The organism is Larkinella sp. C7, assembly GCF_006149005.1.
GTDB lineage: Bacteria > Bacteroidota > Bacteroidia > Cytophagales > Spirosomataceae > Larkinella.
Genome location: NZ_VBSL01000010.1, coordinates 48,173 through 66,868 on the forward strand (window position 1 = coordinate 48,173; position 18,696 = coordinate 66,868).

The following is an 18,696-nucleotide window of genomic DNA, read 5'->3' on the forward strand; positions in this document are numbered from 1 at the left end:
CGCACCCTTAACTCTTCACTCATAACTCTTCATTCCGAACGAAGTGAGGTTACAGGATTCATGCGGGCGGCTCTGATCGACTGGTAGCTCACGGTCAGGAAGGCGATGAAAACCGCCAGCACCCCGGCCACCGCAAACAGCCACCACGAGAGGTCGACCCGGTACTGAAACGTGTCCAGCCATTGTGAAATCGCCCACCACGCCAGCGGAGAGGCCAGCAGCAGCGCGACCAGAACCAGTTTCAGGAAGTCTTTTGAAACCAGTGAGACAATGCTGGATACCGACGCACCCAGCACTTTCCGAACGCCAATTTCTTTCATCCGCTGCTCCGCCGTGAAAGCCGCCAGCGCAAACAGTCCCAGACAGGAAATCAGTATGGCGAGTGTTCCGAAGTAATTGATGAGCGTATTGACCTGCTGTTCACCGCGATACATCTTCTCGTAGGCATCATCCAGAAAATGATACTCAAACGGATAACTCGGATTAAATTTCCGCGTAACCCGTTCCAGTTCGTCGATGGCTTCGGTGGTTTTTCCTTTCTCCGTCCGTACCAGCAGATAGCTCGTATTACCCGGAATCAAGGTTAAAATCAGGGGCGTAATCGGACTGTGCAACGATTGCAGGTGGAAATCTTTCATCAGTCCGATGATCGGGCCTTTGCCCATCCAGAAGCCGACCTGCTGGCCCACCGGGTTCTTCATTCCCATCATTTTAGCGGCCGCTTCGTTGATGATGTACGACGCCGAATCGGCTTTGCGGGCACTCGAAAAATCCCGACCCTCCACGAGCCTAATATTCATGGTCTTGATAAAATCATAGCCCACAGACATGGTCGCTGCATTCGAATTCTGATCCGGTTTTTGACCCGGCCAGGTCAAATCGCCGGAGGTGGCCTCAATATTCACGGGTAAGCTCATCGTTACCGACGCCGAAGCAATCGACGGTGTGCGAATCAGTTCCTGCCGAAAGGCCTCCATCTTGTTGTAGGTATCGCCTTCCAGCGGTACATACAGGACATTTTCGCGATCAAGACCCAGATTCTTCGTGCGGATGTATTCCATCTGATGCGCTACCGCCAGCATGCCGATGATCAGAAAAATCGATAACGTAAACTGAAAAACCACCAGCGTCCGGCGAAACAAGACCGCCCCGGAACCAAACCGGAGCGTTCCTTTCAGAATGCGGATGGGTTGCAACGACGACAGGAACAAAGCCGGATAACTGCCCGACACAAAGCCGGTGATCAGCACCAGAATCAGAATGCCCAGCCACAGCGTCGGGTCTGCCAGATGCAGCGTGAAGTGTTTGGAGAAAACGGCATTGAAGGTCGGCAGAATGACGCTCACGATGCTCAGGGCCAGAAAAACCGCCAGCAGGCTCGTCAGTACCGACTCGCTCATGAACTGCCCGATCAGCGAAGACCGCAACGCGCCGACCACCTTCCGAACGCCCACTTCCTTCGCCCGCATGGCCGAGCGGGCCGTGGCCAGGTTCATGAAATTGACGCAGGCAATGAGCAGAATAAACAGGGCTACCAATGCAAAAATCCGCACATATTCGATCTTGCCCCCAACGGCCTTTCCGTTCTCATACTTAGCGTATAAATGCACATCCTTCATGGGCTGAAGCGTTGGCACAGGTACTTCCTTCCAGTCGGTGTTGCGCCGGTAAATTCCCTTCATTCCGGCTTCCGCTTTGGCCGGATCGGCCTTTGGGTCCAGCCGGACGTAGGTCAAAAACGAGCTGTTGCCCCATTTTTTCTTCCAATCCTCCTCCTGCACGTCGTAATTGATGATCCAGTCGAACTGAAAAGTCGAGTTGCCGGGCAAATTTTCAATAACAGCGCCAACGGTATAATACGTTTTATTATCAAATTGCAGGCGTTTTCCGAGCACCTGGGTCGTGCCGAAAAACTTCTCTGCCACCCTCCGCGTAATAATAATCTGATCCAGCTTCGAGTGAGCCACCAGTGGACTCCCGACAACGGTGGGATAATCGAAAAGCAGAAAAAAGTCTTTCGTTGCATAAAACCCTCGTTGCTTCACTGATTTCTCGCCCACTTTCAGCAGTTTTTCTTCCGGAAACTGCACTTTGGCCGCGTAGCGTACTTCCGGCACATCGCGTTTCAAAACCTCAGCCAGCGGGCCCGGTGTGACGGTATTGGTATAGATGATACCCTGCTCGGTGCTATTGGTCCGTACGAAGAAAATGTTGTCGAGATGGGGTAAAAACCGGTCGTAGCTCAACTCGTCGTTGACCCAAAGACCAATTATCAGGCTGCACGACATGCCGAGGGCCAGGCCAAAAATGTTGATAAAGGAAAAGAGCTTGTTTTTCAGCAGGCTCCGCCAGGCAATTTTAAGGTAGCTTGTCAGCATCGGTTTCAGCAGAATAGGAAGACGTATTTGTGCTTACTCCCAAATGGCATACCAAAATCGGTAAATTATTCACAATCAATTTCTTACTAAAAAGTAAATAAAATAAAATGTCCGCAAACGGACGGTTTTCCGGCCATTTGCGGACAAGGGATTATTTCACACTGAACTCGACCCGGCGGTTTTTCGCCCGGCCCTCTTCCGTCGTATTGTCGGCGATGGGCCGGGTTCCGCCGTAACCTTTGGTTGCAATGCGCCCGTCGGCAACGCCATTCCGAACCAGGTACGTCGTAATGACTTTGGCCCGGTTTTCAGACAATGCCAGGTTCAGGCGCGGATCACCCACATTATCCGTGTGGCCGCTAATCTCAATTTGAAGGGTTGGACTCTGCGTCATTGTGCGCACCAGTTTATCCAGTTCTGCGTACGATTCCGGCAAGAGACGGTATTCGCTTTGCGCAAAGAACACCTGATTCAGCACCAGTTTATCCCCCGTTTTCAAGCCCTCAAAACGCTCCGGCGTTTTAACCGGAATCGTAACGCGGGCGACCGTATCTTTCGGAGTCGTTCGTACAACCGGCGGTTTACGGGCCACTGCGGGTCGAACGTTGGGTTTTACCACGACCGGTTTTGGCACCATCTTCGGCGCAACTTTGGGGACTACCTTCGGCGCAACGGGTTTTGGCGGCTGAAAGTCGGGGCGAAACAGATAATTCCCTGTAACGGGGCTGGGAGTGGTTTGATTGGGCGGTATCCAAAACAGGCTGATGCTTCCCCCCAGCGGATCATTGAAAAAATCGACCCGCAAGTCGTAGTACTGACCTGCTTTCAGATAAACATCACCTCTAAACGTCTGATTATCATTCAATCGCCACACATCGATCACCTTCTTACCCCCGATCCAAAGTCGGATTCCATCGTCTACCGTGGCCGTAAATTTATACACGCCGGTTGTGGGTGCGTATAATTTCCCGGTCCAGCGTACGGAGTAATACGAGCGCCCAAGCCCCGGCCCCGGTCGGGAACCCTCCCAGTTGAAATCGATCTGCGGATCCATCCGGGTGAACACTTTTCGTTCGAAGTTCGTACCATCGAAATAGTCTCCCTTTAATCCATTTCCTGCCGTAGCTTTCGATTGACCATTGGCACTTTGCATCACAAACAGGCCGATCATTCCCCCAATCAAACACCTCGCGACCATAGCTTCAGCAGTTAAGTTTCGGATGTATTAAAGATAAATACGAGCGGTTTTTAATGGTATCGTTTTGGTACAGACGGCTTTTATTCCATCAAAGGATGAAGAAGTATGATATGACAGGAGCGCCCGTGCAGAATGGAAGGCGTCGTTCGGGTGAAGCCGGAGGCCTTTCAATAGAAAGCTGCCCATTTAAAGAAGTATAACGGGAGTGCCCGTGCAGAATGGATGGCGTGTGTAGGTGAAGGATGGCAGGTGTCGTTCGGGTGAAGGCCGGAGGCCTTGCCTGTCAGTAGAAAGCGGGTCGCCCATTTACCGATAGCTCCGGAGGAGCGGCCTAAAGACACGCTCAGACCGCTCCTCCGGAGCTCCGACTATCCAGGGTTCATTTTTACTATTAACAGGCAAGGCTTCCGGCCTTCACCCGAACGACACCTGCCGTCCTTCACCTACACAACGCCTTCCATTCTGCACAGGCGCTTCCATCTTGCCTTTTCATTCCGACCGCAGCGAGGTTACCGGATTCATCAAAGCCGCTTTGATGCTCTGGAACGAAACCGTCAGCAGCGCAATCAGAATCGCCAGCCCACCCGCCAGCACAAACACCCAGATACTGAGGCTAATGCGGTAATCAAATTGACTGAGCCACTCGTTCAGGAAATAAGCCGCAACGGGCGACGCCAGCAGGCAGGCGACGATCACCAGCCCGACAAACTCGCGGGACAACAACCCCCAAAGGCTCACGACGCTAGCTCCCAGCACCTTGCGAATCCCGACCTCTTTGGTGCGCTGCTCAGCGAGGGAAGCTGCCAGACCGAACAAACCGAGGCAGGCAATGAAAACGGCCAGAACCGCAAAGACGCCCGCCAGTTTGCCGATCAGTTCCTCCTGCCTGAACTTGCGGTTGTAGGCGTCGTCGACAAACTGGTAATCGAAGGGAAAAGCCGGATTGAATTTCTGAAAAATCGGTTCGATCCGCGCCAGGGCTTCGGTCGTGTTGAGATTCGGAGCCAACCGAAAAATCACGTAACGTTCAAACGGACGACCGCTGATCAAAATCAGCGGATTGACGGGCGTATACGGCGATTCGATGATCGAATTTTCGACCACGCCGACGATCCGCAGCTTCGTGCCGGGGTCCCAGACAAAGCTCAACTCCTGATTCAGCGGATTTTTCAGCCGCATGGCCTTCACGGCGGCTTCGTTCAGAATGGCCGACACCGAATCTGCGCCGTTGGCATAAAAATCGCGACCGGTTTTTAGTTTAATTCCCATCGTCTTCAGATAATCCGGGGTAGCAGCAATCAGGTTGAGCCGCATGATTTCGTCGGGGGCTTTGCCTGCCCAGTCAACCCGCGTGTCGCCCGTGATGGTGGTGGCCGGACTCGACGCTTTCGTCACGCTTTCCACCGCGCCGGAACCCAGCAATGCATTCCGAACAGCCTCGTAATTCCGGTTCAGATCGTTGGTTAGCGAAACCGTTAGTAACCGATCGGGATTGTAGCCAACCGGGCGATTTTTCGCGTATTGAATTTGTTGGTAGACCAGGATGGCACTGATGATGAACGCAATACAGCCCGTAAACTGAGCGACCACCAGCACTTTGCGCGGCCAGTTCGCGTTTCGTCCAACGCGAACGCTGCCTTTCAACACCCGCACGGCCTTGAACGACGACAGGTAAAAAGCCGGATAACTCCCCGCCAAAACGCCCGTCAGCACCGTAAAGCCCAGCGACAGCAGCCAGAAACCGGGTTTGGTCCACGGAAACCAAAGCTGTTTCTGGGTGATTCCGTTGAATACCGGTAGAAAGAGCAACGCCAAAACCAACGCCAGCATGAGCGCCAGACCGGCAATCAGCAACGATTCGCTCAGAAACTGGCCGATGAGCTGCGACCGAAACGAGCCTACGGCCTTCCGAACGCCCACTTCTTTCGCCCGTTTTTCGGACCGGGCGGTGGCCAGGTTCATGAAATTGATGCAGGCAATCAGCAAAACCGCCAGACCAACGATGCCGAAAAGCCGCACATAGCGAATGAACCCGCCGGTATTTTTGCCATTCTCGAACTCGCCGTACAAATGCCATTTTTCAACCGGATGCAGAAACGCTTCAAAAACCGATTCCGGGTTATGCCGCTTGATAATACCGCGCAGTTTTTGGTCAACCTTTGCAGGGTCCGCATTCGGATGCAGCTCGACCAGGTATTCGATGACGTTGTTGTTCCAGTTGGTCCGGCTGCTTTCAATCCAGGGTGCATTGGCTTCCAGGTGACTGAACGGGACCAGAAAATGAAAATCCCAGGCGGTATTGGTCGGCAGTTTTTTCAGGACACCGGTCACTTTCAGGTCAAATGCGTCGTTGAGCCGGACGGTTTTTCCCATCGGGTCCGTCTGGCCAAACAGGGCATCGGCGGTTTGTTCGGTCAACACAATGGAATTCGGTTCCTGCAATGCCGTCGCCGGGCTGCCCTGCCTCATCGGCAGATCGAACAGCTGTAAAAACGAATTTCCGACATTCTGGCCTTTGCAAATCAGTTTTTTATCCCCAACTTTCAAGCCGTCTTCGGCTCGCAAATTGGTATTCAGCGATTCAACAACCCGCTTGAACTCCGGAATTTCGGTTCGTAGCACATTTCCCAGCGGCAGAGCACCGTTGGGCTGGGTAGTGGTTTCGCCGTTGGCGGTCCGGTTGAGCATAATCCGGTACAGATTCGCTTCGTTTTTATAAAACCGGTCGAAGGTCAGTTCGTCCCAGACCCAGATGCCGATCAACATGGCAACCGCCATGCCGACCGCCAAACCCAGGATGTTGATCAAGCTAAACCCCTTGTTTTTACGCAGACTGCGCCAGGCGATTTTGAAGTAATTTTGTAACATGAGTTGTTCGTCCTTGATGGCGATTCAAGGTACGGACAAGCCGCAAAACCAAGGCGTTAAAAAAAGTTAAGTGTTTTGCAATCACAGCGTGCCGAGCGGTTTCGTTTCAATATCGAATACTAAATATTGAATAACGAATAACGAAGGGCCGTCGGTTGCTTTCGATATTCGATATTTAGTATTCGATGTTCGATATTTACGCTTCACTCCTTCATTCCGAACGAAGTGAGGAAACCGGATTCATCAAAGCCGCTTTGACGCTCTGGAACGAAATGGTTGCCAGCGCCACCAGCACGGCGGCTCCGCCCGCCAGCCCGAAGATCCACCATTCCAGATCAATCTTGTATTCGAAATTCTGCAACCACTGCCGGGTGGCATACCAGGCAATCGGCGACGCAATCAGAAACGCGACCAGCACCAGCTTCATGAAGTCTTTCGACAGCAGCGTCACGATGCTGCCCACCGAAGCACCCAGCACTTTCCGGACGCCAATTTCTTTCGTCCGTTGCTCGGTCATAAACGTTGCCAGTCCGAACAGACCCAGGCAGGCAATGAAAATGGCCAGCAGCGAAGCCGTGACGAAAATCTTGCCATACTGCTGTTCGGTCTGGTATTGCTTGTTGTAGTTCTCGTCCACAAAGAAAAACTCGAACGGGTTGCCGGGATAGGTGGCTTTGTAAAGCCGCTCCAGAGCCGCCATTTTCGTCTGAATCTGATCGGTACTTAGCTGAATGGTGAGCCAGTTACCGTAGCGGCTGGGCATGAAAATAATCGGATCGATGGCCTCCCGAAGCGACTGGTGGTGGTAATCTTTCACGACGCCAACAATTTCGAAGGCCTGCCCCCAGTTGATGATTTTTCCTACCGCGTCGGCGGCCGATGGGAAACCCAGTCGCCGGGCCCCGGTCTCATTCACCATCAGTTTGCTGCTTTTCACGTAACCAGCCTCGCATTCAGTGGTCAGAAAATTCCGGCCGGCCGCCAGGGCGATTCCGTACGTGGCCAGATACCGGTGGTCGATGAAACCCATCGAATACACGATTTTGTCAGCCTCTGCCTGCGGGTTTTGTTTGACAATACCGCTGGTCGAGAAATTGTAAAAATTCCCCGGTACGGTTCCCGAACTGGAAAAATTTTTGATAGAAGGCAATTGCTCGAGTTCGTGTTGAAAAGCCGCCGTCCGCGATTGAAACGACGCATCTTTCCCGACTTCCGGGCCGTGAATCACGACGCGTTGCTCCAAACTGACGCCAAGGCGCTGGTTTTGCATAAACTGCAACTGCCGGTACAGCACAAACGTGCAAATGATGAGCACCACCGACACGCTGAATTGAAAAACCACCAGCGATTTCCGCAACGAACCGCCTTTGGCTCGGTTGCCAAACGCGCCTTTCAAGGTTTGAAGCGGCTGGAAAGAGGATAACGCAAAAGCCGTATATCCGCCCGATGCCAGCGCACCGAAAAGCAGCATACCCAATCCGATTAGCCAGAAACTATTGGAAGTCAGAATACTGAGTGACAATTCTTTTTTGATCAGTTCATTGAATACGGTTTGCAACCCACTGATCAGCAGAATTGCCAGACCAAAACCGAGGAGATTGAGCAGGAACGATTCGCCCAGAAACTGACCGATCAATTGCCGCTGTCCGGCCCCGACCACTTTCCGAACGCCCACCTCTTTGGCTCGTTTCAAGGCTCCCGCCGTCGAGAGGTTGATGTAGTTGAACCAGGCAATCGCCAGAATCAGCACGGCAATACCACCGAGCAAATAGACAAAAGCCAGTTTGCCCGTGGTCGGATACGGATCGCTGAGCGATGCGCCCAGGTGGATGCTCGCGGCCGGTTGCAACACCATCCGGTTTTCCTCCTGCGGTCGGATTTTCTTTTTCAACAGCTCGAATTTATCCTCCAGTTTCCGGTAATCGGTTCCTTCGGGCAGTTGCAGATACGTCATCAGGTACGACCCGTCGAAACTATCAAGCCGCGCCCAGTCGTTGCCGTTGAGGTTGGCCGGGTTCGCCAGCGTTTGGAGCGAAAACACCATACCGAACTGCATATCCGAATTTTGGGGCATGTCGGCATAAACCGCCGAAACCGTAAAAGGCGTTGTTCCAAACTGGTTGTTCATCGTCACCAACTGCCCCACAGCCTTCGCATCGCCAAAATACTTCCGGGCGTAGGATTCGGACAGGGCTACCGTGTTGGGACGGGTCAGCGCCGTGGCGGCATCGCCCTGAACGAGCGGAAACGTGAACAGGGTAAAAAAAGTGGCATCGGCATAGGCGACGTCGGTTTCCCGAAAGGCTTTCGGCGACAGGCGGTTTTTTCCTTCAGAGGCCGAAACAATACCAGAAATCGAATTGTCGACCACCCGGCAATACGATTTCACTTCGGGAAATTGCTGCTTCATCAGCGTTGCCACCGCCGGAGCCATATCCGGCCAGACCTCGCCGGTTTTGTTCTGCCACAACATCCGGTAGAGCGTCGGCAGGTTGGCATGGAATCCGTTGACGCTTTTCTCAAAACTGATGTATTCCAGAATCAGCACAAAAGCGGCAATACCGAGCGCTAGTCCGGCCATGTTGACGCCCGAAAAAACCTTGTTTTTCCAAAGATTTCGGAACGCAATTTTGAAGTAGTTTTTGAGCATGGCCGTTTAGGGGTTTAAAATGGATGCAGCATTGAGTCCAAAGGATGTACCAAAAATCATATCCGGTTCATAATCAACATACTACTTTAATTAAAGTACCATAACTGTCCGCAAACGGACGGGCCATTCTTCGCTTTCGGACAACACCCTAAAAACGTATATAGCGACGTATAGCGGTATCCTGATCGGAGCGAGTAGTTTGGAAGCAAAGTATCCATTTCTGGGGTAAAATCCCTATTTTTAGACCATCTTCGCCGTTGGACTTCATCACCACCACATTCATGACTCAACTTCTCAAATTAGCTGCTTTTAGTTTCGTTACGGCTTTCGCGTCCTGTTCTTCCCTCCACGCGCAGGAGTCCGTTGCCGTCGAGAAACGCTACACGGATGAAATCAAAACCCTGACGAATCGTCCGGCGGTGAAGGCGGTTTTTCAACATTTTGTGGAATGGGAACCGCAGACGAAGCAGGACCTGATTACGCTCACCGAAACACCGGCTCCGCCTTTCAAGGAATCGGTGAAAGCCAAAAAATATGCCGCCATGCTGAAAGAAGCGGGCGTGGATTCGGTCTGGATCGATGAGATCGGCAACGTCATTGGCAAACGCAAAGGCCGCTCCGGCCAGAAAACCGTGGTGGTCGAAGCGCATTTGGACACGGTTTTTCCGGAAGGCACGGACGTGAAAGTGAAACAGAAAGGCGACACGCTCTACGCGCCCGGCGTTGGCGACGACACCCGGGGGTTGGTGGCCATTCTGACGGTTTTGAAAGGATTGGAAAAGGCGAAGATCGAAACCAATGCGGATGTCTGGTTTGTCGGGGCCGTGGGTGAAGAAGGCCTGGGCGACTTGCGGGGCGTCAAGCATCTGTTCAAAACGAACGGTTCCAAAATCAATTCGTACATCGCCGTCGATGGCGACGGCATCAGCGAAATTGTTCACCGGGGTCTGGGTTCCTACCGTTACCGGATCACCTTCAAAGGGCCGGGCGGGCATTCTTACGGCGCGTTCGGGATCGTCAACCCGCACAGTGCGCTGGGCAAAGCCATTTATTATTTCACCAACGAAGCCGACCAGTTCACGCGGCAGGGCATCAAAACCACCTACAGCGTCAGTGTCGTCGGCGGAGGCACGTCGGTGAACGCCATTCCGTTTGAGTCGTGGATGGAAATCGATATGCGCTCTGAAAGCCCCGAACGGCTCAAGGGCATCGATCAATTGCTGCAAACCGCCGTGCAACGGGCGTTGAAAGAAGAGAATGGACTGAAACGCAGCGGTCCCGATCTGACGGTCGAGGTAAAGAAAATCGGCGACCGTCCTTCCGGCAAAATCGAGCCGACGGTGCCGCTGGTGCAACGGGCGATGGCGGTTTCCAAACACCTGGGTGCCACGCCCAAACTGGATGTTTCTTCAACCAACGCCAATACGCCGATTTCGCTGGGCGTTCCCGCCGTGACGATTGGCAGCGGTGGCAAGGGAGGAAACGTCCACTCACTGAACGAATGGTGGCTGAACGACCAGGGCGTTCTGGGCCTGCAAAACGTTCTGCTGGTGTTGCTGGCCGAAGCCGGTATAACGAACTAACTGACACATTCTAAGCTTAATCTAATCATCCGGTTTCACCCCAAATGCCCCGATTGCACTACCTTTGGGCCAGGCAAGTCCACTCGCTTCATGACAACACTCATTATTATCGTATTCGTAATTGGCTATATTTTAATTACGCTCGAACATCCCATTCGGCTCAATAAAACCGCTACGGCCCTCATTACCGGCGTAATTTGCTGGACCCTCTACATCCTGAATGTTCCGGAACCGGAGCCGGTGCTGGAGAGTCTGGGGCACCATCTTGCCGAAATTGCCCAGATTCTGTTCTTCCTGATGGGGGCCATGACCATCGTGGAACTGATCGATATTCACGACGGCTTTTCCATCATCACCGACCGCATTGCCAGCCGGAATGCACGGGTGCTGCTCTGGCTGATTTGTGGGCTGACGTTCTTTCTGTCGGCCATGCTCGACAACCTGGCTTCGGCCATCGTAATGGTTTCAGTGACCCGCAAACTGGTGAAAGACCCGGAACAACGGCGGTTGATGGCCGGAATGATCATCATTTCCGCCAATGCCGGAGGGGCGTGGTCCCCCATCGGCGATGTCACCACCACCATGCTCTGGATTGGCGGTCAGGTCACGACAATGAACATCATTACGCAACTGTTTCTGCCCAGTTTGGTCTGTTTGCTGGTGCCGCTGGTGTGGCTGACCTTCACCATCAAACCGACCTCCGAAACCGAGATTGCCACGGCGAAGAAAGGCATTAGCCGCCCCTACGTGACCCCGCTTCAACGGCGCGACCGGCGCACCATGTTTGCCACCGGATTAACTGCCATCCTCTTTGTTCCGATCTTCAAAACCGTTACCCACCTCCCGCCCTACATGGCCATGATGCTGGCCCTGGGTGCTGTTTGGGTGGTTTCGGAGGTTATTCATTCCGATAAAGATGAAGAACACCGCCAGCGGTTTACGGCGGCTTATGCCCTCAGCAAAATCGACATTCCCAGTATTTTATTCTTTCTGGGCATCTTGCTGGCCGTCGGTGCCCTGCAATCCACTGAAATTCTCTCGAGTGTGGCTTTAGCGCTCGATGAAGCCGTCGGCGATCTCGACCTCATTGTGATGATCATCGGGGTGGCATCGGCCATTGTCGACAACGTCCCGATTGTGGCGGCCGCGATGGGCATGTATGATATGACGACCTATCCGGCCGATGCCAAACTGTGGGAATTTCTGGCCTACTGCGCCGGAACGGGCGGCAGTCTGCTCGTCATTGGTTCAGCCGCCGGGGTGGCGGTTATGGGCATGGAAAAGCTGGAATTTGGCTGGTATCTGCGCCGGATCAGCGGACTTGCGTTGCTGGGCTACATCGCCGGTTCTTTGACCTACTTTGCCATTTACGGACTAACGCATTGATTCAGACCGGCCAGTTTTCCCGCCGATAGGCGCTATCCCAGAAAATGTATTCCAGCCGGGACGAGTTTAGATAAGCTTCGGTCATGCGGTTTTTGGTGGATTCGGAAGCCTGTTCGCCCAGACGGTCGCAGATGGCAAGTGCTTTGTTCACGGCCAAGCCAAATTCTTCGCCAGCGTAGGCGTCGATCCAGTTCTGGTAGGGATTGGGCGTGGTCTGGTTGGCATAAATAAAATCCCCGACCCGCTTATAAATCCAGAAACAGGGCAGCAGGGCGGCTACGGCCACTTCGTAGGACTCGAACGTGCTGGTAGCCAGCAGGTAATTCGTATACGCAAAACAGCCCGGTGCCTTGCCGCTGGTGAACCCGATGTGGTACGCAGCAAAGTAACTTTCGTGCAGGGCGCGTTCTACCAGAATGGCATTTTGGGCAAATTGCAGAAACTCCAGCAACTCTTCACTCGTCGAAGACCGGGTTCCGGCGACGGCCAGCGCTTTCGCAAAATCTGCCAGATAGAGTGAATCCTGGTAAATGTAAAACTTGAACGTTTCGACCGGTAACGTACCGGTTTTCAGTTCCTCATTGAAGGGATGTGCCTGTATTTTTTCGTACACCGGCAACGCGGCATTCCAGAGCTGTTCGGTGAATTTCATGACCGGATTACCAGGGGTTTTGGAGAAAAGGAATGATTCAAAGGACCGGAACCGCGCCCGGTGGTAACGTCTTTCCCGGCCCGAATCGCATCGGACACGTATGCTTTTGACAACGAAACGGCATCATTCAACCTATAGCCCAATGCCAGATGCGTAGCAATCGCCGACGAAAGCGTACACCCCGTCCCGTGGACATTCCTGCTTTCGATGTAGTCCGACTCAAAAACCTGCGTTGGTTCACCCCGAACCGCCAGCACATCATACAGCCGGGCCGCAACGAGGTGGCCGCCTTTCAGCAAAACCGCCCGACAGCCCTGATCGATCAATTCTTCAGCCGCTTCCCGCATCTGCTCAACCGATTCGATCGGTTTTTTCAGCAGAATCCGGGCTTCGTCCAGGTTGGGTGTGATCAGGGTAGCACGCGGAAAAAGCTGGTTTTTCAGGACGTCAACGGTTTCGTTTAGAATCAGTTTCGCCCCACTCGTGGCCACCATCACCGGATCGAAAACCACAAACAGGGGCTGAAAACGGTCCAGAACGTCGGCAATGACCTCCACCACCTCAACGGTATTGATCATCCCGATTTTAACGGCGTCGATGGTAATATCCTCAAAAACCGCTTCGAGTTGTTCCCGCAGAAAAGCCGCCGGAACCGCGTGAATGGCCCGCACACCCAGCGTATTCTGGGCGGTCAGCGCCGTGATGGCCGAGGTTCCGTAGGCCCCCAATGCCGCAATCGTCTTTAAATCAGCCTGAATACCGGCCCCACCGCCACTGTCTGAACCTGCAATGGTCAATACCGTTGGATAGCGTTTCATCGTTTTTTCACACCGGTTTGTAACGTTTTCTTCAATTCAAAAGCCGCCGTCCGGGGCGATTCGGCACTACAGATCGCGGAAATCACCGCAACACCGTCGGCTCCGTTTTCAATCGCTTCGGCAGTATTCAGTAAATTCAACCCACCGATGACCACCAGCGCATGGCGGCTGTTGGCGCGCACCCACTGCAAACCGTCCAGTCCCCACGGTTCGGCATGGTCGGTTTTGGAAGGCGTTGCGTACAACGGACTTAACGCCAGATAGGAAAGATCCCAATCCTCGGCTTCCTGAACGTGCTCTTTCGTTTCAGCCGATAAGCCGATGATTTTACCGGGTGGCAGCAGAGCGCGCACGGTTTCATACGGCATGTCGCTCTGCCCGATGTGAACACCGTCGGCATCGCTGGCCAGGGCCACATCGACCCGGTCGTTGATAATCAGCGGAACATTATGCGGTTTTAACAACGCCTTCAGACGGATCGCCCGGTCCACAAAAGCCCGTGTGCCGAGCGACTTTTCGCGCAATTGCACCATCGTCACCCCGCCTTTGACGGCTTCATCAACGACCCAAAAGAGATCCCGGCCCAGGCAGGCGGCTTCGTCAGTTACTAAATAAAGTTGCATAGTTTCCGATGAAAGAGGTGGGACAAGAGAGTAGAGACGCGAATCATTATTGATAAGGCTTCTAGGGTCTCTTGTCTCCCTTCTCTATTCTTTTCTCTGTTTCTTATCGAATCCGCGCCAGTTCAACCAGTTTTTCGGGGGCCAATTCAGCCAGCGCATCCAGAAACGCGATCTGGAAACTACCGGGCGCGGTGGCTTTGCTAAAAGCCAGTTGCCCGCAAACGCCCATCGTTGCGGCAGCCGACACAGCCGCCTGAAACAAATCCGGCTGAACGGCACAAAACGCCCCGGCAATCGCCGAAGCCGAGCAGCCCATGCCCGTCACCTTCGTCATGAGCGGATGGCCGTTTTCCACGTACGCAATCCGGCCTTTCTGCACGATGACATCAATGGCTCCGCTGACGCTGACGACACAACCCAACCGCTCGCTAAGGGAATGGGCCGCGTCCAGACTGCTCATGGAGGACGCCGTGCTATCGACGCCTTTGGTCTGACCGCCCAAACCGGCCAGCGCCAGAATTTCGGACGCATTGCCGCGAATCACCGCAGGCGCAGCGGTTTCCAGCAGTTCGGACAAGACGGTATTCCGGTAGCCCGTCGCGCCCGCGCCAACCGGGTCCAGCACAATCGGTTTTCCGAGGTCAGCGGCTTTTTTCATCGCCAGCTTCATGGCCTGTACCCAGGGTGCCGAAAGTGTTCCGATGTTGATGACCAGTGCGCCGGCAATGCTTGCCATTTCTTCGACTTCTTCGATGGCGTGGGCCATCACCGGTGAAGCGCCGATGGCCAGCAGGGCATTGGCGGAGTAATTCATCACCACGTAATTTGTGATGTTATGCACCAGCGGAGCCATTGCCCGCAGGGCGTTTAAATCGTGTTCGAGGGTATTCACAACGGACCGGGTTTTGACGTGAGCAAAAGCTGAATGGACGCGTGGGTGCGTTTCCCGGTATGGAAATCAAAAAGAAAGAAGCGAGCGCTCTCTCCAGCTTTTCCCTACGACAGTCTCAACTGTGTCAGGTTCGAAGGGTATTATCTCAGTCCGCACGGGACACCCCCAAAGCCATTCATGGCCGCTAAAGTAGCGGTTTAAAGTTAAGTCCGAAAGTGATTTCCCGTTTTTCTCGCCAGCGGAGCGAAGGGTATGTAGCATTTTTGTTGAGCTGAAATAAAAGTATATTTGAAAAAACCTCAATGCGTATGGAAGCCGTTGCCGAACCACAACTGAGCAGTCAGAACCCTGAAGAGGAAAAAAGTCGAGTCTGAACCACTCCAAATTGCAAAGCCAGTTGGCTTTTTTGCTGCTTACAGCATATCGCAAACAGTATAGTGTGCTAACAGAACTAGATCTGGAATTTGCTTTCGGTAAAACCCGGCCCGATCTCTGCATTTTCCCCAAACGAACTTTGGATTGGCTGACTGATGAAATCGTTGTACAGGATGTTCCGCTCACTACGCTGGAGATTCTCTCTCCCGAGCAAAGTATGAACAGCCTGCTCGAACGAATCTACAAGAAGCATTTCCCTGCTGGTGTCAAAACCGTCTGGCTGATCATACCAGCGCTGCAAATTGTTTCCATTTTGTTGCCCAACCGCACACAGCTCAATTTTACGGAAGGGACGATTACCGATCCCGAAACCGGTATTCAGCTCCAGTTAGCCGAGATTTTTGAAGGATAAAGCAGGATGATTGAGTTCAAGAAGCCATTCAAATTAACCCAAAAGCCCTGAAAGGGCGATCTGCCAATAGAAAATTCCCGGTTTTCGTCAGAGGCAAGCTCCGGAGGAGCGGTCTGAAAAACATGCTTAGACCGCTCCTCCGGAGCTTGCGGTATGTAGGTGACCACGTTTCTATTGACAGGACAGGCCTCCGGCCTTCACCCGAACGATTCCTTACTCCTCACGCTTAACTGATCACCCATTATTCTTTACTCTCAATTCCTCACTCTTAATTCTTAACTCTTAACTCATTATTCTGAACGCAGTGACTTCACCGGATTCATCAAAGCCGTTCGAATGGAGTGGTAGCTGACCGCAGCCAGCGCGACGAAAACGCCCAACGCTCCCGCGAGCGCAAAAATGGGCCAGTTCAGCGGAATGCGGTAGGCGAAACTATCCAGCCAGCGGTTCATCAACCAGGTCGATAGCGGGATGGCCAGAGCGAAAGCCAGCCCCACCAGCGTCAGCGTCCGGCGGTTGAGCAGAACCCAGAGTTGCCCCACGGTGGCACCCATCACTTTCCGGATACCGACTTCCCGCATCCGGTTGATGGCCTGAATGCCCGCCAGCCCGAACAGGCCCAAAGCCGCGATCAGCAACGCAATACCGGTGGCGAGTTGGGTCAGCGTCGTCCAACGCTGGTAGTCGCGATACCGGGCTTGCAGATCCTGATCCAGAAAAGAATACTCGAAGGGTTGCCCGTCGGAAAGCTGCGGCCAGTCGCGGGCGATGCGGGCGACTTTATCGGACAGATTGCCGGGCGTCAGTTTCAGGTAAAACACGCCCTGAAAGCCCAGATCCAGTTTGTAATACGCGGGCTGAATGGCTTTGGTCAGCGGTTCGATGTTGTGATCATTCACAACGCCAATCACCGTCCGCCCATTCAAGGTTTCCAGCGGTTTGTTGAACACCAGTTCCTGACCCAGCAACTTCGCCAGCGTTTCGTTGATCACCACCGCCTTGACGCTTTTTGCCGTATCCGACCGGAACGCCGGCGAAAAAATCCGGCCCTGCTTGAGTTTGATTCCCAGCAACGTAAAGAAGTTGTAATCGATGGCCTGCTGCAAGGCCCAGTATTTCTGCCCGTTGATCGTAGTGCCGTTGCGGTTAAAACCGTCTTCGCCGTAACCGCCCGCGCTGCTCGCAACCAGCAATACGTCCGGGTTCGTCGCCTGATACCGCAATAACCGCTCATAAATCCGGGGGCCGCTGCCATCCTCAAACTGTTGCAGGTTTTTGATTTTGAGAACCAGTTCTTTCGTTAGCCCCAGTTCCTTTTCCTGCACAAAACGCAACTGTTTATGCATCGTAATGGCGGCCGTCACCAGCACCAGCGACAGCACAAACTGCGTTCCCATCATGCCCTGAATCACCAGCGGATTGATTTTGTAGGTGCGGTTTTGGCCCAGAAACAAATTCGGTCGTAAACGGGCGAACAACAGTGCCGGATAAATTCCCGCGATTAAACTGACCGCCCATACCATGCTCAATAATCCCAGCAAATTACCCGCCTGAAAAACGTCGAAGAATGTCAGCGTCCGGTCGGTCAGGTTGTTGAAGGTCGGCAACAGCAGCAACGCCAGCAGCAGGCTGATGACCGACGCCAGCCCGACGACCAGCACGATTTCCAGCCAGAGTTGCACCGCCAGTTGTTGCGGAGCCGCTCCCACCACTTTCCGAACGCCCACCTCCTGCAACCGCCCCGCCAGTTTCGACAGCGAAATGATGATGTAATTCAGACCGGCCACGAGCAGAATCAATAGACTGATGGACACCAGCAGGTACACATTCGTCGGCGAAACCGTGCGGTTCCAGCGTTCGCTGAACGAAAAATGCGTATCGGTCAGCGGGCGAACGGTCAGTAAAAACTGGTTATTGGTCAGACGGTCTTTGTGCTCAGGAGACGCTGCCTTTAGCATATCAGTTATCACTTCTTTAAAGAGCTGTGGCCCTAGCATGGCCAGTTTGGCGGTTGCTGACGACAGCGAAGCCGTAGGGCTTAGTTTCCCAAGTGTGTAGACATTGCTCGTGTTGTACCGTTGTTCGAGTTGCTTCGTGTAATAGTCATCGCTTTCCAGCCGCACCACCAGTTCGGCGGTGAGTGCCGTGTTCGACGGCGGGTTTTGCATCACGCCCGATACCGTGTAGAATTTACCATCGTACCGAATCGTCTTGCCAACCGGATTCTCATTTGCAAACAGTTTCTGAGTCAGTCGTTCCGAAATCACCGCGTTGTGCAGTCCAGCCAGCACCTGCTCCGGGCGACCCACCGTCAACGGAATTGAGAAAAACGTGAAGTAATTGGAATCCGCAAACAGAATGGCCTTTTCATACACCGCTTTCGTTCCGTATTTCACAATACTTTCCTGAAGCCTTGTCATTCGAACCACGTCTTGAAATTCCGGCATTTGCTGTTTGATTTCCATCCCGAAAACCACCGGAAAGGCCAGACTCCGGTGTTCTTCGGCCGGGAAAAACGGCAGGTTGAGCGGGTGCCGTTTGGGTTTGCCTTCAAAGTCGAACAAATCGGTCGATTCAAACCGGTAGATGCGGTCGGCGTCGGCATGAAACCGGTCGAATGAGCGTTCGTGGCGCACAAAGGCGTAGGTCAGCAAGCCGAACGCCAGGGCAACGGACAAACCCGCCAAATGGATACTGGAATAAACCGGATCGCGCCGGAGGCTGCGGAGAGCGACTTTGAGGTAGTTTTGAAGCATGGTTCAGGACGTTTTGGCACCCCTTTCGGGCCATTTTTCAATAGACGGATTGGGGTAGCCGCGTGTTGCACCGTCGATTCGTTTTCAAATGAAATAAAAAATCCC

12 protein-coding genes and 1 riboswitch are annotated in these 18,696 nt (G+C 53.4%); of the genes, 3 read left to right on the forward strand and 9 right to left on the reverse strand.

Features of this window, described 5'->3' with window-relative positions:
* Positions 1 to 29 precede the first annotated feature (29 nt).
* The 4 genes from FH871_RS22320 to FH871_RS22335 form a co-directional block, all read right to left on the reverse strand.
* On the reverse strand, positions 30 to 2,378 hold the full coding sequence (locus FH871_RS22320; protein WP_138993652.1) for an ABC transporter permease: 2,349 nt from the start codon (positions 2,376 to 2,378) through the stop codon (positions 30 to 32).
* Between the two features lie 151 nt (positions 2,379 to 2,529).
* Positions 2,530 to 3,576, reverse strand: a complete 1,047-nt coding sequence (locus FH871_RS22325; protein ID WP_229317487.1) for an OmpA family protein — start codon at positions 3,574 to 3,576, stop codon at positions 2,530 to 2,532.
* A gap of 489 nt (positions 3,577 to 4,065) precedes the next feature.
* Positions 4,066 to 6,444 carry an ABC transporter permease gene (locus FH871_RS22330; RefSeq protein ID WP_138993653.1) on the reverse strand — a complete coding sequence of 793 codons (2,379 nt, stop codon included), beginning with the start codon at positions 6,442 to 6,444 and terminating at the stop codon, positions 4,066 to 4,068.
* A gap of 211 nt (positions 6,445 to 6,655) precedes the next feature.
* Complete coding sequence (locus FH871_RS22335; protein WP_138993654.1) at positions 6,656 to 9,094, reverse strand: ABC transporter permease; 2,439 nt, start codon at positions 9,092 to 9,094, stop codon at positions 6,656 to 6,658.
* Positions 9,095 to 9,375: 281 nt separating this feature from the next.
* Here FH871_RS22335 and FH871_RS22340 point away from each other — a divergent pair, with 281 nt between their 5' ends.
* Positions 9,376 to 10,677: a M20/M25/M40 family metallo-hydrolase gene (locus tag FH871_RS22340; RefSeq protein WP_138993655.1), complete on the forward strand. Its 1,302-nt coding sequence runs from the start codon at positions 9,376 to 9,378 to the stop codon at positions 10,675 to 10,677.
* A 90-nt stretch (positions 10,678 to 10,767) separates the two neighbouring features.
* Positions 10,768 to 12,063: a sodium:proton antiporter NhaD gene (gene nhaD, locus FH871_RS22345; protein ID WP_138993656.1), complete on the forward strand. Its 1,296-nt coding sequence runs from the start codon at positions 10,768 to 10,770 to the stop codon at positions 12,061 to 12,063.
* Between the two features lies 1 nt (position 12,064).
* Here nhaD and FH871_RS22350 read toward each other — a convergent pair whose 3' ends face one another.
* The 4 genes from FH871_RS22350 to thiM all read right to left on the reverse strand — a co-directional run bounded on the left by FH871_RS22350 (position 12,065) and on the right by thiM (position 15,048).
* Positions 12,065 to 12,715, reverse strand: coding sequence for a TenA family protein (locus FH871_RS22350; protein WP_138993657.1), 651 nt, complete (start codon positions 12,713 to 12,715; stop codon positions 12,065 to 12,067).
* Entirely contained in the window at positions 12,712 to 13,533 is an 822-nt protein-coding gene (thiD, locus tag FH871_RS22355) for a bifunctional hydroxymethylpyrimidine kinase/phosphomethylpyrimidine kinase (protein ID WP_138993658.1), read from the reverse strand. The genes FH871_RS22350 and thiD overlap by 4 nt, the downstream gene beginning before the upstream one ends.
* A complete protein-coding gene (gene thiE / locus FH871_RS22360; protein WP_138993659.1) occupies positions 13,530 to 14,156 on the reverse strand; it encodes a thiamine phosphate synthase in 627 nt (208 codons plus the stop codon). Before thiE ends, thiD begins: the two co-directional genes overlap by 4 nt.
* A gap of 103 nt (positions 14,157 to 14,259) precedes the next feature.
* Positions 14,260 to 15,048, reverse strand: a complete 789-nt coding sequence (thiM, locus tag FH871_RS22365) for a hydroxyethylthiazole kinase (RefSeq protein WP_255516954.1) — start codon at positions 15,046 to 15,048, stop codon at positions 14,260 to 14,262.
* Between the two features lie 84 nt (positions 15,049 to 15,132).
* Positions 15,133 to 15,225: riboswitch (TPP riboswitch) on the reverse strand.
* A gap of 193 nt (positions 15,226 to 15,418) precedes the next feature.
* Here thiM and FH871_RS22370 point away from each other — a divergent pair.
* Positions 15,419 to 15,835, forward strand: coding sequence for a Uma2 family endonuclease (locus tag FH871_RS22370; protein ID WP_369008805.1), 417 nt, complete (start codon positions 15,419 to 15,421; stop codon positions 15,833 to 15,835).
* A 290-nt stretch (positions 15,836 to 16,125) separates the two neighbouring features.
* Here FH871_RS22370 and FH871_RS22375 read toward each other — a convergent pair whose 3' ends face one another.
* Positions 16,126 to 18,591 (reverse strand): ABC transporter permease, encoded by a 2,466-nt coding sequence (locus FH871_RS22375; RefSeq protein WP_138993661.1) that lies wholly within the window; start codon positions 18,589 to 18,591, stop codon positions 16,126 to 16,128.
* Positions 18,592 to 18,696: the final 105 nt, after the last annotated feature.

What these genes read in the sequence shown, in the direction of transcription:
- FH871_RS22320 (WP_138993652.1), bottom strand. Translation starts at nt 2,378, where the DNA reads ATGCTGACAAGCTACCTTAAAATTGCCTGGCGGAGCCTGCTGAAAAAC.
- FH871_RS22325 (WP_229317487.1), bottom strand. Translation starts at nt 3,576, where the DNA reads ATGGTCGCGAGGTGTTTGATTGGGGGAATGATCGGCCTGTTTGTGATG.
- FH871_RS22330 (WP_138993653.1), bottom strand. Translation starts at nt 6,444, where the DNA reads ATGTTACAAAATTACTTCAAAATCGCCTGGCGCAGTCTGCGTAAAAAC.
- FH871_RS22335 (WP_138993654.1), bottom strand. Translation starts at nt 9,094, where the DNA reads ATGCTCAAAAACTACTTCAAAATTGCGTTCCGAAATCTTTGGAAAAAC.
- FH871_RS22340 (WP_138993655.1), top strand. Translation starts at nt 9,376, where the DNA reads ATGACTCAACTTCTCAAATTAGCTGCTTTTAGTTTCGTTACGGCTTTC.
- nhaD (WP_138993656.1), top strand. Translation starts at nt 10,768, where the DNA reads ATGACAACACTCATTATTATCGTATTCGTAATTGGCTATATTTTAATT.
- FH871_RS22350 (WP_138993657.1), bottom strand. Translation starts at nt 12,715, where the DNA reads ATGAAATTCACCGAACAGCTCTGGAATGCCGCGTTGCCGGTGTACGAA.
- thiD (WP_138993658.1), bottom strand. Translation starts at nt 13,533, where the DNA reads ATGAAACGCTATCCAACGGTATTGACCATTGCAGGTTCAGACAGTGGC.
- thiE (WP_138993659.1), bottom strand. Translation starts at nt 14,156, where the DNA reads ATGCAACTTTATTTAGTAACTGACGAAGCCGCCTGCCTGGGCCGGGAT.
- FH871_RS22375 (WP_138993661.1), bottom strand. Translation starts at nt 18,591, where the DNA reads ATGCTTCAAAACTACCTCAAAGTCGCTCTCCGCAGCCTCCGGCGCGAT.